This is a genomic window from Bradyrhizobium sp. AT1 (genome assembly GCF_001590795.1).
GTDB lineage: Bacteria > Pseudomonadota > Alphaproteobacteria > Rhizobiales > Xanthobacteraceae > Bradyrhizobium.
The window spans coordinates 5498982-5520430 of the sequence record NZ_JXDL01000001.1; the positions used below are offsets into that span (position 1 = coordinate 5498982).

At 65.7% G+C, this 21449-nt stretch carries 18 protein-coding genes; 14 read left to right on the top strand and 4 right to left on the bottom strand.

Annotated elements, in window-relative coordinates:
- Window positions 1-143: 143 nt before the first annotated feature.
- From SE92_RS25420 to SE92_RS25460, 9 genes are all read left to right on the top strand, one after another.
- Complete coding sequence (locus SE92_RS25420) at window positions 144-1103, top strand: aminoglycoside phosphotransferase family protein (RefSeq protein ID WP_063199516.1); 960 nt, start codon at window positions 144-146, stop codon at window positions 1101-1103.
- 280 nt (window positions 1104-1383) lie between these two features.
- Window positions 1384-3006 carry an ABC transporter substrate-binding protein gene (locus SE92_RS25425; RefSeq protein ID WP_063199519.1) on the top strand — a complete coding sequence of 541 codons (1623 nt, stop codon included), beginning with the start codon at window positions 1384-1386 and terminating at the stop codon, window positions 3004-3006.
- A 237-nt stretch (window positions 3007-3243) separates the two neighbouring features.
- On the top strand, window positions 3244-4257 hold the full coding sequence (locus tag SE92_RS25430; protein WP_063199524.1) for an ABC transporter permease: 1014 nt from the start codon (window positions 3244-3246) through the stop codon (window positions 4255-4257).
- Window positions 4258-4503: 246 nt separating this feature from the next.
- Window positions 4504-5403 (top strand): ABC transporter permease, encoded by a 900-nt coding sequence (locus SE92_RS25435; protein WP_063199527.1) that lies wholly within the window; start codon window positions 4504-4506, stop codon window positions 5401-5403.
- 94 nt (window positions 5404-5497) lie between these two features.
- On the top strand, window positions 5498-7279 hold the full coding sequence (locus tag SE92_RS25440) for a dipeptide ABC transporter ATP-binding protein (protein WP_063199530.1): 1782 nt from the start codon (window positions 5498-5500) through the stop codon (window positions 7277-7279).
- Between the two features lie 12 nt (window positions 7280-7291).
- The gene (locus SE92_RS25445) at window positions 7292-7471 is read left to right on the top strand and encodes a DUF4089 domain-containing protein (protein WP_063199532.1); all 180 of its coding nucleotides are present in this window, start codon (window positions 7292-7294) and stop codon (window positions 7469-7471) included.
- A gap of 7 nt (window positions 7472-7478) precedes the next feature.
- Window positions 7479-8873, top strand: coding sequence for an AtzE family amidohydrolase (locus tag SE92_RS25450; protein ID WP_063199536.1), 1395 nt, complete (start codon window positions 7479-7481; stop codon window positions 8871-8873).
- 33 nt (window positions 8874-8906) lie between these two features.
- Entirely contained in the window at window positions 8907-9302 is a 396-nt protein-coding gene (hpxZ, locus tag SE92_RS25455) for an oxalurate catabolism protein HpxZ (protein WP_063199538.1), read from the top strand.
- Window positions 9299-10021, top strand: a complete 723-nt coding sequence (locus tag SE92_RS25460) for a GntR family transcriptional regulator (RefSeq protein ID WP_063199541.1) — start codon at window positions 9299-9301, stop codon at window positions 10019-10021. The genes hpxZ and SE92_RS25460 overlap by 4 nt, the downstream gene beginning before the upstream one ends.
- Before the next feature lie 105 nt (window positions 10022-10126).
- Here SE92_RS25460 and atzF read toward each other — a convergent pair whose 3' ends face one another.
- Window positions 10127-11935 carry an allophanate hydrolase gene (gene atzF / locus SE92_RS25465; RefSeq protein ID WP_157095956.1) on the bottom strand — a complete coding sequence of 603 codons (1809 nt, stop codon included), beginning with the start codon at window positions 11933-11935 and terminating at the stop codon, window positions 10127-10129.
- A 203-nt stretch (window positions 11936-12138) separates the two neighbouring features.
- On the bottom strand, window positions 12139-12633 hold the full coding sequence (locus SE92_RS25470) for a MarR family winged helix-turn-helix transcriptional regulator (protein WP_063199547.1): 495 nt from the start codon (window positions 12631-12633) through the stop codon (window positions 12139-12141).
- Between the two features lie 149 nt (window positions 12634-12782).
- Here SE92_RS25470 and SE92_RS25475 point away from each other — a divergent pair, with 149 nt between their 5' ends.
- Window positions 12783-14633, top strand: a complete 1851-nt coding sequence (locus SE92_RS25475; RefSeq protein WP_063199550.1) for a feruloyl-CoA synthase — start codon at window positions 12783-12785, stop codon at window positions 14631-14633.
- Window positions 14634-14998: 365 nt separating this feature from the next.
- Here the strand turns inward: SE92_RS25475 and SE92_RS25480 are convergent, their stop codons facing one another.
- The gene (locus tag SE92_RS25480) at window positions 14999-15505 is read right to left on the bottom strand and encodes a MarR family winged helix-turn-helix transcriptional regulator (RefSeq protein WP_063199553.1); all 507 of its coding nucleotides are present in this window, start codon (window positions 15503-15505) and stop codon (window positions 14999-15001) included.
- Between the two features lie 83 nt (window positions 15506-15588).
- On the opposite strand from SE92_RS25480, the gene SE92_RS25485 reads away from it, so the two are divergent.
- From SE92_RS25485 to SE92_RS25495, 3 genes are read left to right on the top strand one after another with little or no spacing between them, the layout of a single operon-like run.
- Window positions 15589-16809, top strand: coding sequence for a cytochrome P450 (locus SE92_RS25485; RefSeq protein WP_063199555.1), 1221 nt, complete (start codon window positions 15589-15591; stop codon window positions 16807-16809).
- A 12-nt stretch (window positions 16810-16821) separates the two neighbouring features.
- Window positions 16822-17145 (top strand): 2Fe-2S iron-sulfur cluster-binding protein, encoded by a 324-nt coding sequence (locus tag SE92_RS25490; protein ID WP_063199558.1) that lies wholly within the window; start codon window positions 16822-16824, stop codon window positions 17143-17145.
- A gap of 52 nt (window positions 17146-17197) precedes the next feature.
- A complete protein-coding gene (locus SE92_RS25495; protein WP_063199561.1) occupies window positions 17198-18409 on the top strand; it encodes an ABC transporter substrate-binding protein in 1212 nt (403 codons plus the stop codon).
- A 134-nt stretch (window positions 18410-18543) separates the two neighbouring features.
- Here SE92_RS25495 and SE92_RS25500 read toward each other — a convergent pair whose 3' ends face one another.
- The gene (locus SE92_RS25500) at window positions 18544-19806 is read right to left on the bottom strand and encodes an NAD(P)/FAD-dependent oxidoreductase (RefSeq protein ID WP_063199564.1); all 1263 of its coding nucleotides are present in this window, start codon (window positions 19804-19806) and stop codon (window positions 18544-18546) included.
- A gap of 308 nt (window positions 19807-20114) precedes the next feature.
- Here SE92_RS25500 and SE92_RS25505 point away from each other — a divergent pair, with 308 nt between their 5' ends.
- The gene (locus tag SE92_RS25505; RefSeq protein ID WP_063199567.1) at window positions 20115-21287 is read left to right on the top strand and encodes an ABC transporter substrate-binding protein; all 1173 of its coding nucleotides are present in this window, start codon (window positions 20115-20117) and stop codon (window positions 21285-21287) included.
- The last annotated feature ends 162 nt before the right edge of the window (window positions 21288-21449 follow it).

Here is a 21449-nt window from a genome sequence, read left to right on the forward strand (position 1 = left end):
GCTCTCTCCACAATGGGACAATCCCCTAGAGGAGAAAGCCCCCACCCGGCGCTTCGCGCCGACCTCCCCCGCAAGCGGGAGAGGTGCACCGCCTGCTCGGTTCGCACTGAATCAATGAAGCTCATATCGTTGAGCTATCCCAAATGATCTCCGCTCCATTGCAGGGGTTGCCAGCGCTCACCGACACCGCGAGCTTCCGCGCCTTTCGCTCCGATGCGCCGCGTTGGCTATCCATCGCGCTCGACATCGCGCGCACCCACAATCTCGACACCAGCGCGCCGCATGTGTTCGCGACCGGCACCAATCTCGTGGTCGGCCTCGGCGACAAGCTGATCCTGAAGATCTTCCCGCCGCTCTTGCATGCGCAGTTCGTTTCCGAGCGCGGCTCGCAGATGCAGTTGAAAGGCCGCCTGCATCTGCCGATCCCCGAGATCGTCGCGGAAGGGGAGCGCGACGGCTGGCCTTACCTCGTCATCACGCGGCTATCAGGCACGCTCGGCTCGGAGATTTGGCCGAGCCTGCCGGAACACCAGAAAGAGCGCGTGCTGCGCCAGATCGGGGAGACCATCGCCAGCGTGCAGCGCGCCCCGCTCGGCCCGCTCGCGACGATCGAGCCGCGCTGGGACGATTTCATGTGCCAGCAGATGCAGGGTTGCCGCGCCAGGCACACGCGCCTCGGCCTTGCGCCAAAATTCGTCGCCGGCCTCGACGATCTCTTGCGCGATGCGTCAGAGCTGATCCCAATGGAGGCGCCGCCGGTGATCCTGATCGGCGAATACATTCCGGAGAACTTTTTGCTCGCCTGCGATAACGGCCGATGGTCACTCGCCGGCCTGTTCGATTTCGGCGACGTGCTGGCGGGATGGCGGGACTACGACCTGCTCGGCCCCAGCGCGTTCATGGCGGCGGGCCGGCCGGGCCGGGTGAAGAGCCTGCTCGAAGGCTTTGGTTATGCCAAGCCGGACTTCGCGCTCAAGCGCCGCCTGATGGCGCTGATGCTGCTGCACCGCGCCAGCGACCTCAACGCGCATATCTGCATCGACGGCTGGCAAGACAAGGCGGCGAATCTGGTCGAGCTGCAGGAGCTGATCTGGGCGGGGTAGCGCTCCACGCCTCTCCGACATTCTGGGCCCGATGCTGCGCATTGCCCCCGAATAACCGTCGTGCTCACAAGGCGGGCGATTGCATATTGTCGCCCATAAAATGAGCAAAAGCGTATCTTTGTATGCAATGCGAGGGGTCGGGCCGAAAGGCCGCAGACACGAAAAATATGAATAATATCATTATCTCCAATTACTTAGAGCAATCGTAAACGCCCCTTAAGCCTTGGCACGAACCTTGCGAATCCGGTTCCAACCAAAACCTTTGCGTTGGAGCATTTCGATGAAGCGCCGCGATTTCCTCAAGTCCGTGTCCGGATTGGCCGCCGGGGCGGCGCTGCCTGCGATGCCGACCGTGATCTCCACCGCCTATGCCGATGCCCGCTCCGAGACGCTGCTGATCGTCTCGGAAGGCGGCCCCAACAATCTCGATATCCACGGCGTCGGCACCAACGTGCCGGGCTATGAGGTGTCCTGGAATTGCTACGACCGCCTGATCAGCCACGAGATGAAGAGCGGCCCGGGCGGGGTGCCCTATTACGACCGCGACAAATTCAAGGGCGAACTCGCCGAAGAGTTCAAGATCGACGACATGTCGGTCACGTTCAAGCTGCGCAAGAACGCCAAATTCCACGACGGCACGCCCGTCACCGCCAAGGACGTGAAGTGGTCGCTCGACCGCGCCGTCAGCGTCGGCGGCTTTCCGACCTTCCAGATGAGCGCGGGCTCGCTGACCAAGCCCGAGCAGTTCGTCGTGATCGACGACCACACCGTGCGCGTCGACTTCCTGAAGAAGGACAGGCTGACGATTCCCGATCTCGCCGTCATCGTGCCCTGCATCGTCAACTCCGAGCTGGTGAAGAAGAACGCCAGCGAGAAGGATCCCTGGGGTCTCGAATTCACCAAGCAGCAGACCGCGGGCTCCGGCGCCTACAAGGTGACGAAGTGGACCGCCGGTACCGAAGTGATCATGGAGCGCAACGACGATTGGGTCTGCGGTCCGTTGCCGAAGATCAAGCGCGTGATCTGGCGCATGGTGCCGCAGGCCGGCAACCGCCGCGCGCTGCTGGAACGCGGTGACGCCGACATCTCCTACGAGCTGCCGAACAAGGACTTCCAGGAGATGAAAGCGAACGGCAAGCTCAACGTGGTGTCGCTGCCGTTCTCCAACGGCATCCAGTATATCGGCATGAACGTCACCAAGCCGCCCTTCGACAATCCGAAGGTGCGCCAGGCCGTGGCCTACGCGCTGCCCTATCAGAAGATCATGGACGCCGTGATGTTCGGCCTCGCCAATCCGATGTTCGGCGCGCCGAAGGACAAGCCGACCGAAGTCGCCTGGCCGCAGCCGCACAAATACAACACCGACATGGACAAGGCGAAGGCGCTGCTGGCTGAGGCGGGTTATGCCAACGGCTTCGAGACCACGATCTCGTTCGACCTGAATTTCGCGGGCGTCAACGAGCCGCTCTGCGTGCTGGTGCAGGAGAGCCTCGCGCAGATCGGTGTCAAGACCACCATCAACAAGGTGCCCGGCGCAAACTGGCGCACCGAGTTGAACAAGAAGGAGATGCCGCTCTTCACCAACGTGTTCTCGGGCTGGCTCGATTACCCCGAATACTTCTTCTACTGGTGCTATCACGGCAACAATTCCGTCTTCAACACCATGAGCTACAAGTCGGCGGAGATGGACAAGCTCATCGACGGCGCACGCACCGCGGCCGCGAGCGGCGACAAGGCGGCCTACGACGCCGACGTGAAGGGCTTCGTCGATCTCGCTTTCACCGACATCCCCCGCATCCCGCTCTACCAGCCCTTCGTCAACGTCGCGATGCAGAAGAACATCAGCGGCTATCAATACTGGTTCCACCGGAGGCTGGATTATCGCGCGCTCGTGAAGGGGTGAGGGGGACATGCTGATCGTCGGCGACGCATCGTCATCGGCGCTAGGCTCCCTCTCCCGCTTGCGGGAGAGGGTTGGGGAGAGGGTGCCTCGGCATAGGGATTGTCAGAGCGCGCAGAGGCTATCCCCGAATGGAGAGAGCCCTCACCCGCCGCGCGCGGGACGATGCTTTCGCATCGCCCGGGGCGCGTCGGCCTCTCCCGCAAGCGGGAGAGGCGAAGCAAGCCAGTGGAGCATCCCATGCTGACCATGATCGGCAAGCGCCTGATGTTTGCGATCCCCTCGCTGATCGGCGTCGTCATCGTCACCTTCCTGCTGACGCGCGCGCTGCCGGGTGATCCCGCGGCCTATTTCGCCGGCCCCGCCGCAACGAAAGAGGCCGTCGAGCAGATCCGCAAGAAACTCGGCCTCGACAAGCCGCTGATCGAGCAGTTCTTCCGCTACACCAATGATCTCGCCCATGGCGATTTCGGCAACTCGCTGACCACGGGGCAACCGGTCGCGGCCGAGATCCGCAATCGCCTGCCGGCCTCCGCCGAATTGACACTGCTCGGCCTCATCGTCTCCATCGTCATCGCCATCCCGCTCGGCGTGCTGGCGGCAACGCGGCCAGGGTCATGGGTCGATCATCTCTGTCGCGTCACGACCACGGCCGGCGTCTCGCTGCCGGTGTTCTTCACCGGCCTCGTGCTGGTCTACGTCTTCTATTTCCGGCTCGGCTGGTCGCCCGCGCCGCTCGGCCGGCTCGACGTGTTCTACAGCGCGCCACCGACGGTAACAGGCTTCTACCTGATCGACACGCTGATCGCGCGCGACCTCGAGGCGTTTCGCTCGGCGCTGAGCCAGCTGATCCTGCCGGCGACCACGCTTGCGATCTTCTCGCTGGCGCCGATCGCGCGCATGACGCGTGCCTCGATGCTGGCCGTGCTGTCGTCCGAATTCGTCCGCACCGCCCGCGCCAGCGGCCTGTCGCCGGCGACCGTCATCGTCACCTACGCATTCCGTAATGCCATGCTGCCCGTCATCACCACGCTCAGCATGGTGTTCTCGTTCCTGCTCGGGGCCAACGTGCTGGTCGAGAAAGTGTTCGCCTGGCCTGGCATCGGCTCCTACGCGGTGGAAGCGCTGATCTCGTCGGACTTCGCGCCGGTGCAGGGTTTTGTCCTCACCATGGCGGTGATGTACGTGCTGCTCAATCTCGTGATCGACATTCTCTACGGCGTGATCGATCCACGCGTACGGCTGGAGGGCTGAACCATGATCATCGCGCCCGGCGCGAATCGTGTGGGCGGTGCGCTCCCTCCCCCGCGTGCGGGGGAGGGTTGGGGAGAGGGTGTCTCCGCAATCGAGACTCCCCAAGAGGCGAGTGCCCTCACCCGCCGCGCTCGGGACGATGCTTTCGCATCGCCCGGGGCGCGTCGACCTCTCCCGCAAGCGGGAGAGGTGAAGCAAGCCGCCGCTCGCCGGCGTCCCGATTTCATCAAGCTCCAGGAGTGAACGATGAGCTCCGTTGCGCCTGCTGTTGAACCCGCCGGTCCCGCGCGCACATCCGGGCTGTCGGCGATCATCGAACAGACCCGCTACGTCCTCGGCGAGAACAAGGTCACCGGTTTCGCCTTCGCGCTGCTGGTTCTGATCCTGGTCGCCGCGATCTTCGGCCCCTATGTGGTGCCCTACGATCCGCTCGCCTCCGACACCGCCGCAGCTCTGAAGCCGCCGTCGATGGCGCACTGGTTCGGCACCGACCAGCTCGGCCGCGACATTTTCAGCCGCGTCATCGTCGCAACGCGTCTCGACACCTTCATCGCCGTCGCCTCGGTCGCACTGGTGTTCCTGATGGGCGGGCTCGCCGGCATCGCGGCCGGTTACTTTGGCGGCTGGACCGACCGCATCGTCGGCCGCATCGCCGACACCATCATGGCCTTCCCGCTGTTCGTGCTGGCGATGGGCATCGTCGCCGCGCTTGGCAACACCGTGCAGAACATCATCCTGGCCACGGCCATCGTCAACTTCCCGCTCTATGCCCGCGTCGCGCGCGCCGAGGCCAATGTCCGCCGCAACGCCGGCTTCGTGCAGGCCGCGCGCCTGTCCGGCAACGGCGAATTCCGCATCCTCCTGGTGCACATCCTGCCGAACATCATGCCGATCATGATCGTGCAGATGTCGCTGACCATGGGCTACGCCATCCTCAACGCCGCCGGCCTCTCCTTCATCGGCCTCGGCGTCCGCCCGCCGACGGCGGAATGGGGCATCATGGTCGCCGAAGGCGCGGGCTTCATGGTGTCAGGGGAATGGTGGATCGCGCTCTTCCCGGGCCTTGCGCTGATGATCGCCGTGTTCTGCTTCAACCTCCTCGGCGACGGCCTGCGCGACATCGTCGACCCCCAGCGGAGGACGTGATGGCCGATTTTCGTCGAAAATTCCCTAGCGATTCCAATGCCGTTCTACTGTGCATGGGGTTGTTTTCGCGTTTTTTGAGTGACGGCAGGCCCGCATGACCGCCCAGCCCCTGCTCGACGTCCAGGACCTCACCGTCGAATTCTCCACCCGCCGCGGCATCGTCAAAGCCGTGCAGCACGTCAACATCTCCGTCGCCAAGGGCGAGACGCTGGCCATCGTCGGCGAGTCCGGCTCGGGCAAGTCGGTGACCTCCTACGCGGTGATGCGCATCCTCGATCGCGCGGGGCGGATCGCCGAGGGCTCGGTGATGTTCTCCGGCATCGACGTCAAGGCCGCGAGCGAAGACCAGATGCGCGATTTGCGCGGCCGCGAAGTCTCGATGATCTTCCAGAACCCGCGCGCGGCGCTGAACCCGATCCGGAAAGTGGGCGATCAGATCGAGGACGTGCTGCGCACCCATGTGCAGCAGGCCCAGGTCAAAGATCACGGCGAGAAGGCGATCGAGGCGCTGGAGCAGGTCAAGATCGCCCGCCCGCGCGAGCGCTATCACGCCTATCCGTTCGAGCTGTCGGGCGGCATGTGCCAGCGCGTCGTCATCGCGCTGGCGCTCGCCTGCAATCCGCAGCTCCTGATCGCGGACGAGCCGACCACCGGCCTCGACGTCACCACGCAGAAGGCGGTGATGGATTTGATCGTCGAGCTGACCAAACGCCGCGCGATGTCGACCATCCTCATCACCCACGATCTGGGCTTGGCCGCCGCCTATTGCGACCGCGTCGTGGTGATGGAGAAGGGCCGGGTGGTCGAGACCGCCAAGGCCGCCGACATCTTTGCCAACCCGCAGCACCCCTACACCAAGAAGCTGATGCGCGCGACGCCGCGGTTGGGGGTGAGCCTGCGGGATCTGTTGCCGGAGGAGGAGGGGGGCACCAAATCATCATCCGTCATGGCCGGGCCTGACCCGGCCATCCATCACGCTGCGCAAGATGCCTCTCCTTCGATGGACCCCCGGGTCAAGCCCGGGGGTGACGAGCATTCAAGGCCCCTCCTGCTCATCGAAAAGCTCGTCAAGGAATACCCCCGCCAGGGCGCCACGGCCACGCTTGGAAGGCTGTTCGGCCGCAAGCCGCCCGTGGAGCCTGAGGTGTTCCGCGCCGTCGACGGCATCAGCTTCTCGATTAGCCATGGCGAGAGCGTCGGCCTCGTCGGCGAATCCGGCTGCGGCAAGTCGACCACGTCGATGATGGTGATGCGCCTGCTGGACCAGACCTCCGGCCTGATCCAGTTCGACGGCGAGGACATCTCCGGCATCGCGCCGTCGGCCTTCGCACGCATGCCGCAGCGCAGTCGCATCCAGATGGTGTTCCAGGATCCGACCGACAGCCTCAACCCGCGCTTCACCGCCGCGCGCGCCATCGCGGACCCGATCATGCAGCTCGGCGACATCAGGGGACGCGACGCGCTCCGCGCGCGCTGCGAGGAGCTGGCCACCATGGTCGGGCTGCCGCACAATCTGCTCGATCGTTTCCCGCACCAGCTCTCCGGCGGCCAGAAGGCCCGCGTCGGCATCGCCCGCGCCATCGCGCTGCACCCGAAGCTCGTCATCCTCGACGAGCCGACGGCGGCGCTGGACGTCTCGGTGCAGGCCGTGGTGCTGAACCTGCTGCAGGACCTCAAGGCGCGGCTAGGTATGAGCTATCTGTTCGTCTCGCATGATTTGAATGTGGTGCGCTTGCTGTGCGATCGTGTCATTGTGATGCGGACGGGACGGATCGTCGAGGAAGGCTCTTCCGAGCAGGTGCTCGGCGATCCCAAGGACGACTACACCAAGGAACTGCTGACGGCGATCCCGCATCCGCCGTTGCCAGTGCATTGAGCTGAGACAGTGATGGCCGAGCCGTTGGACGATTATATCGACGCATTATCGAAAGCGCTGGCGCTGCCGGTCGAGGAGGCCTGGCGGCCCGCGGTGCGCGCCAATCTCGAAGTCTCGCTGCGGCTCGCCCGCCTGGTCGACGAATTCGCGCTGCCGGACGAGACCGAGCCGGCGCCGATCTTCACGGCCTGATGCTGCCATGACCACCAAGCCAGAGATGACGGCGGCCGAGATCGCCCGCGCGGTCGCAAGCCGCAAGATGTCCGCGCTCGATGCCACTGAAGCAGCGCTCGCGCGCATCGAGCAGCACGACGGCATCCTCAATTCCTTCACCGACGTCACTGCCGATCGCGCCCGCGCCAAGGCGCGTGCGGTCGATGCCGACATCGCCGCCGGGAAGGACGTCGGCTCGCTCGCCGGCGTGCCCTTCGCGGTGAAGAACCTGTTCGACGTCGCCGCGCTTCCAACGCGGGCCGGCTCGAAGATCAACCGCGACCGCGCGCCCGCGAGCCGCGACGCGACGTTGATCGAGCGCATGGAAGCGGCCGGCGCCGTGCTCGTCGGCGCGCTCAACATGGGCGAATACGCCTATGATTTCACCGGCGAGAACGTCCATGACGGCCCCTCGCGCAATCCGCATGATACCACGCGGATGACCGGCGGCTCCTCCGGCGGCTCGGGCAGTGCCGTCGGCGGCGCGCTTGTGCCGATCGCGCTGGGCTCGGACACCAATGGCTCGATCCGCGTGCCGTCCTCGTTCTGCGGCATCTTCGGTTTGAAGCCAACCTATGGAAGGCTGTCGCGGGCGCGTTCGTTCCCCTTCGTTGCGAGCCTCGATCATCTCGGCCCGTTCGCGCGGTCCGTCGCCGATCTCGCGCTCGCCTATGACGTGATGCAGGGCGAGGATGCGGATGACAGCGCCTGCACCACACGCGGGCTGGAGCCGACGCTGCCGCTGATCGCCAACCCGGTCTCGGACCTGCGCATCGCCATCGCCGGCGGATACTTTCAGAAGAACGTGTTTCCGGAAGCCGTCGAGGCCGTCGGCCGTGTCGCCAAGGCGCTCGGCGCGACGAAGGTGGTCGACATACCCGAAGCGGCGCGCGCTCGCGCTGCGGCCTATGTCATCTCCACCACCGAAGGTGCCTCGCTGCACCTCGATCGCCTGCGCCAGCGCGCGAACGATTTCGATCCGGCCGTGCGCGACCGGCTGATCGCCGGCGCCATGGTGCCGGCGGCGCTGGTCGACCGCGCACAGAAATTCCGCCGCTGGTATCGCGCCCAGCTCGCCGAGATCTTCAAGTCGGTCGACGTGCTGCTGGCGCCGGCAACGCCCTGCACCGCGCCGAAGCTCGGCCAGGTCAATTTCAATCTCGACGGCGTCGAGCTCCCGGTGCGTGCCAATATCGGCATTCACACCCAGCCGATCTCGTTCATCGGACTGCCGGTCGTCGCGGTTCCGGTGCCGCTCGAGCCGCTGCCGATCGGCGTGCAGATCATCGCGGCGCCCTGGCGCGAGGACATTGCGCTCCGCGTCGCCTATGCCCTGGAAAAGATGGGCGTGGCTGCCGCGCCTGCCCCAAGGGGACTTTAAGCGGACTTAAGCGGACCTTGAGAGGAATTTGAGATGGAGATCGATCTCCCCGATGTGATCGCGGAAGTCAAAGCCGCGTTCGATCGTTATGAGCGGGCTCTCGTCAGTAACGACGTCGCCGTGCTCGGCGAGCTGTTCCGCAACGATCCCCGCACGCTGCGCTACGGCATGGGCGAGAATCTCTACGGCCATGAGGCGATCAACGGCTTCCGCGCCGCTCGCTCGCCGGTTGGGCTGAACCGCCGCACCGCCAAGACCGTCATCTCGAGCTATGGCCGCGACACGGCCGTGGCGTCCACGCTGTTCTATCGCGACACCGCGCCCGGCAAGGTCGGCCGGCAGATGCAGACCTGGATTCGGTTCCCGGAGGGCTGGCGCGTCGTCGCCGCCCATGTCAGCATCATCGACGAGCCGAAAGAGACCGCATGACGCTTGACGATTTTCCGCAAGGGACACTGCCGACGGAGCCGGTGGTGCCGCGCGTCGATCGTCCCTCTGCATCGGTGCAGAAGGTCACGCGCGCGGAGGAGCTGCGCCTGCAGCTCGCCGACGAGATCGTGCGCGGCGCCCTGGCCCCCGGCTCGCCGCTGGACGAGACCGACATCGCGCGCCGCTTCAACGTCTCGCGCACCCCGGTGCGCGAGGCGCTGCGGCAGCTGGTGGCGAGCGGCCTCGTCGAGGCGCGCGCCCATCGCGGCGCGGTGGTGGCGCAGCCCTCGATCGAGCGGCTGACGGGCATGTTCGAAGCGATGGCCGAGCTCGAGGCGCTGTGCGCAGGGCTTGCCGCCGAGCGCATGTCCGCCGCCGAACGCCATGGCCTCGAAGCGATCCACGAAGAGCTGCGGGTGCTGAGCTACACCGGCAATCCCGATCGCTTCCACGAGGTCAATGAGCGCTTCCACAACGCGATCTATGCGGGATCGCAGAACGGCTACATCGCCGAGATCACGCTGGCGACCCGCGTCCGCGTGCAGCCGTTCCGCCGCGCCCAGTTCCGCAATCTCGGCCGCCTCGCCAAATCGCAAGCCGAGCACGACCGCGTCGTCGTCGCCATCATGCGCGGCGACAAGCAGGGCGCCGCCGCCGCGATGCGCGCGCATATCGAACTGGTGCGCGGCGAGTATGAGATCTACGCGGTGTCGGTGTAGACGCATACGCGGTGCCTTAGGGTGGGCAAAGCGAGCGTGCCCACCGTAAAGTAATGGTGGGCACGCCGCGCGAAGAGCGCGTCTTTGCCCACCCTACGAGACCGGCTATGCCTTCGCAGCTTCCGCCATGAACTTGCGCCATCCGCCATAGGCCGTGATGTCGCGCGCCTCGCCAAGCACTTCCGGCTCGACGAGAAATCCCTTCACGCTGCGACCATCGGCGAGGCGCACCGTGCCGATCGCCATCGGCGCGGGAATGGCGTTGACGAACTTGCCGAACGCCGACGACGACAGCGACCAGATCTCCAGCTCGATCGCCGCGCCGTTACCGGCTGCAACCCGCAGCATGCCGGGCTTCGGCGGCGTGGTCTGAAGCGCGAAAAGCTTGTAGTCGGGCGCGGTTTTGGTCGCCTCGATCAGCGTGGCATTCAGCGCCGTCAGTTCACCGTTGAGCGCCATGCCGGACAGATGTGCACCGACGACCGCGATCGGGATCTCGTCGCCGCTGCTTGCCGGCAACGGCGCGAGCGGTGCCTGCGCCACGCCCTTGGCGCCGAGGCTCAGCTTCGTATCCGCATGAAACACCCGCCCGATGCTGGCGAGCATCGCGTCGCGTCCCGCGGGCGCCAGCAGCGTGATGCCGAACGGAATGCCGTCATTGCGCATCGATGCCGGCAGCGCCAGGCCACAGAGATCGAGCAGGTTGACGAAATTGGTGTAAGTGCCGAGCCGGCTGTTGAGCTCGATCGGATTGGCGAGCACCTGCGCGGTCGTATAGGCCGTCGGCGCCGTCGGCAGCACCAGCGCGTCGATATTCGCAAACGTCCGCTCGGCAATCTTGCGCAGGCCCTGCAAGCGGTAGAGCGCGGAGAAGGTGTCCGCCGCCGTGAGTCGCGCACCGGCCGCGGTGATCTCGCGCGTCACGGGATGAATCGCATCCGGCGCGGACGCGAGCAGATCCTTGATCACGAGATAGCGCTCGGCGACCCACGGACCCTCATAGAGCAGCCGCGCCGTCTCGTAGAACGGCTCGAGGTCGAACTCGATCAGCTCCGCGCCAAGCGTGGTCCAGCGCGTCAGCGCATCGGCATAGGCGGCCTCCGCCTTCTTGTCGCCGAAGAAGATCAGTTGACCCTTGCGCGGCACGCCAAGACGCAAGCCAGTCGGGAGCGGCGTGATCGGCTGAAGCGGCCGGTCGCGCGAGAACGGATCGGCTTGGTCCGGTCCCGCCATCACGGAGAGCGCGAGCGCGGCGTCGTCCACCGTCAGCGCGAACACCGAGATGCAATCGAGCGTGCGACAGGCCGGCACCAGGCCCGCATTCGAGATCATGCCGAGGCTCGGCTTCAGCCCGACAATGTTGTTGAGCATCGCTGGCACGCGGCCCGAGCCGGCGGTGTCAGTCCCCAGCGACAGCGGCACAAGCCCCGCGCCCACCGCCACGGCAGAGCCCGAGCTCGATCCGCCGGGAATGAGATCCTCGCGAATGGAATTTTTGGGAATGCCATAGGGTGAACGCACGCCGACGAGGCCGGTTGCGAACTGATCGAGATTGGTCTTGCCGATGATGATGGCGCCGGCCGCGCGCAGGTGCGCCACCGCGGTCGAATCGTGCGTCGGCGTGGTGGAGAACGCCGGGCAGGCGGCCGTGGTGGGAAAACCCAGCGCGTCGATATTGTCCTTCACCGCCACCGGCACGCCGTAGAGCGGAAGGCTGGCGGCATCCGCGCGCGCAGCCAGCCTCTCCGCCTCCGCGACCGCGTCCTTTTCGTCGCGCAGGCTGATGAAGATGGCGGGATCGTTGTGGTCGCGGATGCGCTGATAGGTGCGCGCGACCGTCTGTGCCGGCGTCAGCCTGCCCGCGCGATGCGCGGCCACAATCGCGGCGATCGTTTCAGGCTGCTCAGCCCCCATCTCAGCCCTCATGGCGACAAAACTCCAATCTGTCTTCGCCCGGGGTAAAGCAAGCGATGTGCCATTGTGTACAATATCCGGGCAGCGCGATTGCTCCGGATATTATCGTGTGATCAGGGACTTGGGAGATATTTCGCGGAGTGGCTGGGCAGTCGCGGCGCCGCCCTGGGGCGGGCATTTGCTCAAATCATGGGCAGTCGAGATCAGGTGAAGTCAGCGAGGATGCGGAGCAGCTGCGCCCGGTTCTCCTTGCCGATCTTCGCCTCGACATGCCGCTCGTGCTCGGCCGCGAGCAGCTTGAACTTCGCCAGCGCCGTCTCGCCCGGCGCGGTGAGGTGCAGCGCATGGGAGCGGCGGTCCGCCTTCGACTTGACCCGCTTGACCAGCTTGCGCTGCTCGAGGCTGTCGAGCAGATGCACCAGCCGGGCGCGCTCGATGCCGAGGCGTTTTGCCACCGCCATCTGCGACAGGCCCGGATTGGCTCCGATCACCGTGAGCACCGAATATTGCGTCGGCCGGATGTCGACCTCGCCGAGTGTCTTGATGAAGTCCTGGAAGATCCAGATCTGGAAGCGTCGCACCGCATAGCCGGCGTGCCCGACCAGCGCGTCGAGGCCGACATCGTCGGCGACCTCGCGCGGCGCCGCGCCGTTGCCGGCGCGCTTGCGTGGGGCAGTCTGGGTTGCGCTGGCTGTCACATCGTGTCTCCGCCGGGCAAGCTTAGCGCGTCAGCGGGCCAAGCGAAAGATTGTTGTTGACGACAACAATTGTCATGCCCAACATTATGACCAAGGCAGCCCGAACGAAGCTGCGGCCGATCCCGGATCCAGGCGGAGGGAGGAAACACATGACAGTCGCCCCACGCGGTGACGTTGCAGGTCTGTTCGCAACGCCGAAGACCGTCGCAGAGCATCGCGCCGACGGCAGCATCGTGCTGCGCTCGCCCGAGCCGCTCAGGGAAGGGGCGCGTTGCATCGGCGATTGGCTGGAGCATTTTGCGCGTCAATCGCCCGACACGATCTTCTTGGCCGAGCGCGGCAATGTCGATGGGCCCTGGACCACCATCACTTATGCGCAGGCGCTGCGGCAGGTGCGCGCGGCGGCATCCTGGATTCTTGGCCAAGGCCTCGACGTGGAGCGCCCGCTCGCGATCCTCTCCGACAACAGCGTCGACCATGCGCTGCTTGCGCTCGCCGCCCAGCATGTCGGCGTGCCCTCGGCCGCGATCTCGCCGGCCTATTCGCTGATGTCGAGAGATTTCGAGAAGCTGAGGAGCATGATCACGCTGCTCGAGCCGGGCGCAATCTATGTCTCTGCGACAAAACCCTTTGCCGCCGCGCTCGCCGCCATCGCGCCGCTGCACGATGCACAGATCATCAGTGGCAATGAGGATGACGCCGGTGCGCTCGCCTTCCGCACCGTTGCGGCAACGCCGGAGAGTCCTGAGGTGGCAACGGCGTTCGCCGCCGTGACGCCGGACACGATCGCGAAATTCCTGTTCACGTCAGGGTCAACAGGCACGCCGAAGGCCGTCATCAACACCCAGCGCATGCTGACCTCGAGCCAAGAGGCCAAGGCGCAGACCTGGACCTTCCTGCAGCCCGGCCGCGGCGATCTCGTCATCCTCGACTGGCTGCCCTGGAGCCACACCTTCGGTGCCAACCATAATTTCAATCTCGTGCTGCGCAATGGCGGCTCGCTCTATATCGACGGCGGCAAGCCGGCGCCCGGTCTGTTCGCGACGTCGCTGGCCAATCTGAAAAGCGTGATGCCGACGGTCTATTTCAACGTGCCGCGCGGCTTCGACATGCTGATCTCCGCACTGCGCGGCGACGAGGCGCTGTGCCGCCGCTTCTTCAGCGAAGTGAAATTCGCCTTCTACGCCGGCGCGGCGCTGCCGCAGAATCTCTGGGACGCGCTCGCGGAGCTCTCGATCAACACCGTCGGTCGCGCGCTGCCGATGGTCTCGGCCTGGGGCTCGACCGAGACCTCGCCGCTCGCGACCGACTGCCATTTCCTCGCCGAACGCTCCGGCAATATCGGGGTGCCCATTCCCGGCACCGAACTGAAGCTCGTCACGTCAGGCGACAAGCTGGAGGTGCGGGTGCGCGGCCCCAACGTCACGCCGGGCTATTGGAAAGCGCCGGAGCTGACGAAGCAGGCTTTTGACGAGGAGGGCTTTTATCTGATCGGCGATGCCGTGAAGCTGGCCGATGCCGGGCGGCCCGAGCGCGGCCTGTTCTTCGACGGCCGCGTCGCCGAGGACTTCAAGCTCAATTCCGGCACCTGGGTCAGCGTCGGCACGCTGCGCGTCGCCGGCATCGCCGCGCTCTCGCCGTTGGCGCAGGACATCGTCGTGTCGGGTCATGGCGGCGACGAGGCACGCTTCCTGGTGTTTCCGAACATCGCGGCTTGCCGCGCCCACGCCGGCCTGGGCGAGACGGCCGAGGTGAACGAGGTGCTCGCGCACGACAAGGTCAGGGCTGCCATCGCGCAGGGCCTGGCGAAACTCAGGCAGCAGGGTCCCAACTCCTCCGGCCACGCCACCCGCGCGCTGCTGCTCGCCGAGCCGCCATCGGTCGACGGCGGCGAGATCACCGACAAGGGCTACATCAACCAGCGCGCCGTGCTGACCCGGCGAGCGGAAGCGGTGGCGCGGCTGAACGACGATGCGTCGTCGGAATGGATCGGGTTGTAGAGGCCGAGTCAGCGAAGTCACATTCCGCCGTCATTCCGGGGCGCGCCTCTCGGCGCGAGCCCGGAATCCATTTCACCGCGGGGTGTTGCACGATGGATTCCGGGTTCGCGCTTCGCGCGCCCCGGAATGACGAACGGAACATGACGCAGCAGCGCTTGAAATACGCCAACACTCCTGCCGCACTATCTTGCCGATTCTTTTGTTGCTTAAGCAACTAATTTGTGCGAACCGTTCCGGACAAGGATGACGGCGGGCGAACCGCTGCGTCTTTTCTGGAGGAAACAATGCGCGGCAGAACTGGTGTCGCCGGCAAACGTCGGCGTATGCCTGGATGTGACGGAAGGTGGCGCTTGGTGCGCGGCCCGTCAGGCCTCGGTGCTGCCGGTGACCGCGCCGAGATTTTCGTGCAGCCGGCGCAAGAGATCGATCAGCACCTCGCGCTCGTCCTTGTTGAGGCACGACAGCAACCGCCGCTCGCGCTCGAGCGCGGCGACGATCACCTTGTCATGGGTGGCGCGGCCCTTCGCCGTCAGCGCGATCGAATGGGTGCGACCGTCATTGGGGTCGGTGCGGATCGAAACCAGTCCGCGCTTCTCCAGGCCCGCCAGCGTTCGGCTCACCGGCCCCTTGTCGAAGCCGATGACGTGGCAGATGCGCGAGGCCGGAATGCCGGGCTCGATCGCCAGCAGCGACATGATCCGCCATTCCGTGACGTTGACGCCGAACTCGCGCTGATAGAACGCGGTCGCGCTGTTCGAGAGCTTGTTGGCGATGAAGGTGACGAACGCCGGGACGTAACGGTCGAGATCGAGCGTCGGTCCCGCCTCAACGGGCGCAGGCTTGGGGCGGGCTTTGGTCGAAGGCGCAGGCATATCGGGATTCTATCTCGCGGCGGGCCGAAAGACCTAAGGGCATGCGCCGCCCTTTCACAAGATCAAAATGAGGGAGGTCTTCCATGACCGCATCCGGCACCCCGGCAGCGACGGGCCCCGCGTCCGTCCCGCATCTCGACGTCGATCCCTTCGACATGAATTTTTTCGCCGACCCTTATCCCACGCATCAGCGGCTGCGGGAGGCGGGGCCGGTCGTCTATCTCGACAAATGGAACGTCTACGGCGTGGCGCGCTATGCCGAGGTCCATGCCGTGCTGAACGATCCCGCGACGTTCTGCTCCAGCCGCGGCGTCGGCCTGTCCGACTTCAAGAAGGAGACGCCGTGGCGTCCGCCGAGCCTGATCCTGGAGGCCGATCCGCCGGCGCACACCCGCACCCGCGCCGTGCTGTCGAAAGTGCTGTCGCCGACCGTGATGAAGCAGGTGCGCGACCGCTTCGCCGCCGCAGCGGAGGAGCGGGTGGACGCGCTGCTGGACAAGCGCAGCTTCGATGCGATCACCGATCTCGCCGAGGCCTATCCGCTCTCGATCTTTCCCGATGCGCTGGGCCTGAAGGCGGAAGGCCGCGAGCATCTGATTCCCTATGCCAGCGTCGTGTTCAACGCGTTCGGCCCGCCGAACGAGCTGCGTCAGCAGGCGATCGCGCGCTCGGCGCCGCACCAGGCCTATGTCGCCGAGCAATGCCAGCGCGACAATCTCGCGCCCGGCGGCTTCGGGGCCTGCATCCATGCGCAGGCCGACGAGGGCGCGATCACCGCCACCGAGGCGCCGCTGCTGGTGCGCTCGCTGCTGTCGGCCGGCCTCGACACCACCGTCAACGGCATCGGCGCGGCGGTCTATTGCCTCGCGCGCTTCCCCGAACAGTGGCAGCGCCTGCGCGATGATCCGACGCTGGCACGCAACGCCTTCGAGGAGGCGGTGCGGTTCGAAAGCCCGGTGCAGACCTTCTTCCGCACCACCACGCGCGAGGTCGAGCTCTCGGGCGCGACGATCGGCGAGGGCGAGAAGGTGCTGATGTTCCTCGCCGCCGCCAACCGCGATCCCCGGCGCTGGGATCAGCCTGACAGCTACGACATCACCCGGCGCACCTCCGGCCATGTCGGCTTCGGCTCGGGCATCCACATGTGCGTCGGCCAGCTCGTCGCGCGGCTGGAAGGTGAGGTGATGCTGACCGCGCTGGCCCGGCGCATCGCGAAGATCGAGATCACGGGCGAGCCAAAGCGCCGCTTCAACAACACGCTGCGCGGGCTCGACAGCCTGCCTGTCACCATCACCCCGGCCTGACGAGGAATTCTGATGCCCGCCATCACCTTCATCCATCCCGACGGCAAGTCCGACTGCGTCGAGACCTCGGTCGGCGAGAGCGCCATGCAGGCCGCGACCCGTCACGGCCTCGACGGCATTCTGGCCGAATGCGGCGGCAACGCCATGTGCGCGACCTGCCATGTCTATGTCGACGAAAGCTGGCTCGCGCGCCTGCCCGCCATGGCCGACGACGAGGACGCGCTGCTCGACGGCACCGCGAGCGAGCGGCGGCCGACCAGCCGGCTGTCCTGCCAGATCAAGATCACACCCGAGCTCGACGGGCTCGTCGTGAAGCTGCCGGAGCGGCAGGTCTGAATTTCCCGCGCTGGCAACACCGGCGCGGCAACGCATCAACAGGGGAGGGAAAATGAAACATCTGAAATGGACGCTCGCGCTGGCCGCGAGCCTGATAGCCGGCGCGGCGAGCGCCGAAATCTCCGACAATGTCGTGCGTGTCGGTGTGCTCAACGACATCTCCGGCATCTTCCAGGACACCAACGGCATGGGCTCGGTGGAAGCCGCGCGCATGGCGGCGGAGGATTTCAACGGCGGCGGCAAAGGCATCAAGGTCGAGATCGTCTACGCCGACCATCAGAACAAGGCCGACGTCGGCAACGCCATCGCGCGCAAATGGCTCGACGTCGAGGGCGTCGATGCCATCGTCGACGTGCCAAACTCGGCGGTCAGCCTGTCCATCAACACGCTGCTGCGCGACAGCCGCATGACGTTCCTGGCGTCTTCGACCGCAAGCTCCGATCTCACCGGCAAGGCCTGCTCGCCCAACACCATCCAATGGGTCAACGACACCTGGGCGACCGGCAACACCACGGCGGCCGCGATGATGTCGCGCGGCGGCAAGGACTGGTATTTCCTCACGGTCGACTACGCGCTGGGCAAGGGCATCGAGGCGGAAGCACAGAAATATATCGAGGGCCACGGCGGCAAGGTGCTGGGCTCCTCCAAGCATCCGCTCGGCACCTCCGACTTCGCGTCGTTCCTGTTGCAGGCGCAGGGTTCGAAAGCGCAGGTGATCGGCCTTGCCAATGCCGGCGGCGACACCATCAACGCCGTGAAGCAGGCCGCCGAGTTCGGCATCCAGCAGAACGGACAAAAGCTCGTCGCCTTCCTGCTCTTCATCAACGACGTCCACGGCATGGGCATCAAGGTCGCGCAGGGCCTGCAGCTGATGGAAGCCTTCTACTGGGACATGAACGACGACACCCGTGCCTTCGCAAAACGCTTCGCCGCGCGCCCCGGCATGAACGGCAAGATGCCGAGCGGCAACCAGGCCGGCGTCTATGCCTCGACGCTCGCTTATCTCAACGCGGTCGCCGCCACCGGCAGCGACAACGCCAAGGACGCCGTGCCCGAGATGAAGAAGTTCAAGGGCAAGGACAAGCTGTTCGGCGACACCATCATCCGCCAGGACGGCCGCGTGGTGCACCCGATGTACCTGTTCGAGGTGAAGAAGCCGGAGGAGTCGAAATATCCGTACGACTATTACAAGCTGGTCTCGACGATTCCGGCGGAGCAGGCGTTTCGCCCGCTGGCGGAGGGCGGGTGTGAGCTGGTGAAGTAGGGATGACGGTCTCGTGCCCCGGACGCGGTGCAGCGCGAAGCGTTGCGCCGCAGAGCCGGGGCCCAAACTCCTGGGTCCCGGCTCTGCGCAGCAGCGTTGCACGCTGCAGCGCGTCCGGGACACGCGTCGAGCGTCTACACCACCTTGCTCGACCCCTGCGTGATCAACCGCGCGGCGCGTTGGTCTCGCGCGTAGATCCAGAGCCAGCTCAAGGCGACGCTGAGACGGTGGCGCAGGCCGATCAGGAAGTAGATGTGGGCGATGCCCCAGATCCACCACGCGATCGTGCCGCGCAGCTTGAAACGACCGAAATCGATCACGGCGAGCCGTTTGCCGATCTGGGCGAGGCTGCCGGCGTGCTTGTAGCGGAACGGGCCGGTCGCAGCACCGCGCAGCCGGGCCTTGATGGTCTCGGCGACGTGTCGGCCCTGCTGCTTCGCGGCCGGCGCGATGCCCGGCACCGGCTTGCCCTCCCAGGCGTTGATGCTGACGGTGTCGCCGATCGCAAAGATCTCGGGATGGCCGGGAATCGTCAAGTCTGCCTCGACCTGCACGCGTCCGGCGCGATCGGCTGGTGCGCCCAGCCATTCGGCGGCGGGCGAGGCGCGCACGCCGGCGGCCCAGATCCGGGTCTTGGCTTCGAGCAGCTTGCCGCCGAACACGACGCCCTCGCGGTTGATCTCGGTGACGGCCTGTCCCAGCACGACCTCGACGCCGATTTTTTCCAGCGAGGCCTGCGCATAGGCCGAGAGGTCGTCGGCGAAGCCTGCGAGCACGCGCGGCCCCGCCTCGATTAGTACGACGCGCGCTTTGGTCGTGTCGATGTTGCGGAAATCGCCGGGCAAGGTGTGGCGCGCCATTTCGGCGATGGTGCCGGCGAGCTCGACGCCGGTGGGGCCGGCACCGACGATGACGAAGGTCAGCCGCGCCGCGCGCTTGGCCAGATCGGTATCGCGCTCGGCGCGCTCGAACGCCACCAGGATGTGACGGCGCAAGGTGGTGCCGTCCTCGAGCGTCTTCAGGCCGGGCGCCCATTGCTCCCATTCGTCGTGGCCGAAATAGGCGTGCCGCGCACCGGTCGCCAGCACCAGCGTGTCGTAGGGCACCTCGCTGCCGTCGTCGATCAACACGCAGCGCCTTGCCGCATCGACGCCGCTGACCGTCGCGAACAGCGTCGTCACGTCGGGCCGGTCGCGCATGAGATGGCGGATCGGCCAGGCGATCTCGCTGGTGGCGAGCGAGGCGGTCGCGACCTGGTACAGCAGCGGCTGGAACAGATGATGGTTGCGGCGGTCGATCAGCGTGATCGCGACTGGGGCGCCCGCGAGGCGGTAGGTCGCCTCCAGCCCGCCGAAGCCGGCTCCGACGATGACGACGCGGTGGGGATTGGCGGCCATGGTGCACCCTCGAATCTCGCTGCTGCTCCCCTTCATTTAAGTGCGGATCGAGGGCCGCGGTCCAATAGAGGTCATCAATCGCGACATAGGCAGGGTGTATCGTGCCGGCGCGAAAAAGCGCCGCAGGCCTGACAGGGTCTTGGCCGAAGGAGTAGAATTATATTTCTTGCCATCCGCCTTGGGGGCGAAATATGGTGCAGGGGCGGGCGCTGAGCCATTGGCGGCGCGACGGATTTTGCGTTCAATAGAGAAGGCTCGGAGCGGCGATCACCCCGCTTGCGGGCTCAATCATAAGGAGGGGAGTGGTTATGAGGACGGCATTCTGGCTGGCGGGCGCAGCGGCGCTGGTGCTGGCGAGCCCGGCTTTCGCCGGCGACACCATCAAGATCGGTTTCGTCTCGACCTTCAGCGGCCCGACCGCCGTGATCGGCAACGACATGCGCAACTCCTTCGAGCTCGCCCTGGATCACATGGGCCGCAAGATGGACGGCAAGCCGGTCGAGGTCATCTACGAGGATGACGGCCAGAAGCCTGACGTCGGCAAGCAGAAGACCGAGAAGCTGGTGCAGTCGGACAAGGTCGATTTCATCGTCGGCTACATCTGGTCGAACGTGCTGCTCGCCTCGTTGAAGACCGCGGTCGACTCGCAGACCTTCCTGATCTCGGCCAATGCCGGCCCCTCGCAGCTCGCGGGCGAGCTGTGTTCGCCTTACGTGTTCTCGACCTCCTGGCAGAACGACCAGACGCCGCAGGCGATGGGCCTCTACATGAACCAGAAGGGCGTCAAGAGCGTGTTCCTGATCGGCCCGAACTATGCCGCCGGCAAGGACATGCTCGCGGGCGTCAAGAACACCTTCAAGGGCGAGATCAAGGGCGAGGAATACACGGTCTGGCCGAGCCAGCTCGATTTCTCCGCCGAGCTCTCCAAGGCGCGCGCTTCGGGCGCCGAGTCGATCTTCGTGTTCTATCCGGGAGCTGCCGGCGTGCAGTTCCTCAATCAATATGCGCAGGCCGGCCTGAAGAGCACGATGCCGCTCTACACGGCGTTCACCGTCGACGAGCTCTCGCTGCCGCTGCAGAAGGAGAACGCACTCGGCGTGCCCGGCGCGCAGGAATGGGTCAACGACCTGCCCAACGAGCAGAACAAGCGCTTCGTCGCCGACTACCGCAAGAAATATCCCGGCCTGCGCCCGACCTATTACGGCGCGCAATCCTATGACGCCGCCCAGCTCATCAACAGCGCGGTGGTCGCTGTGAAGGGCGACACCAGCAAGAAGGACGCGATGAAGGCCGAGATGGAGAAGGCCAACTTCAAGTCGCTGCGCGGCGCGTTCAAATACGGCAACAACCACATCCCGGTGCAGAGCTTCTATCTGCAGGACGTGGTCAAGGATGCCGAAGGCCAGCTCGCGCTGAAGACGGTGGCGACCATCGTGGAGAACGACCAGGACCGTTTCCACGACAAGTGCAAGATGAAGTGAGCTGAACTATCCAGAGCGACGCCGCCCCTTCTCCCCTTGTGGGAGAAGGTGGCGCGAAGCGCCGGATGAGGGGTTCTCCCCGCAAACTCCATTGACAGCGATGCGGGCGGAGAGAACCCCTCACCCGTCTCGCCGCTATCGCGGCGAGCCACCCTCTCCCAC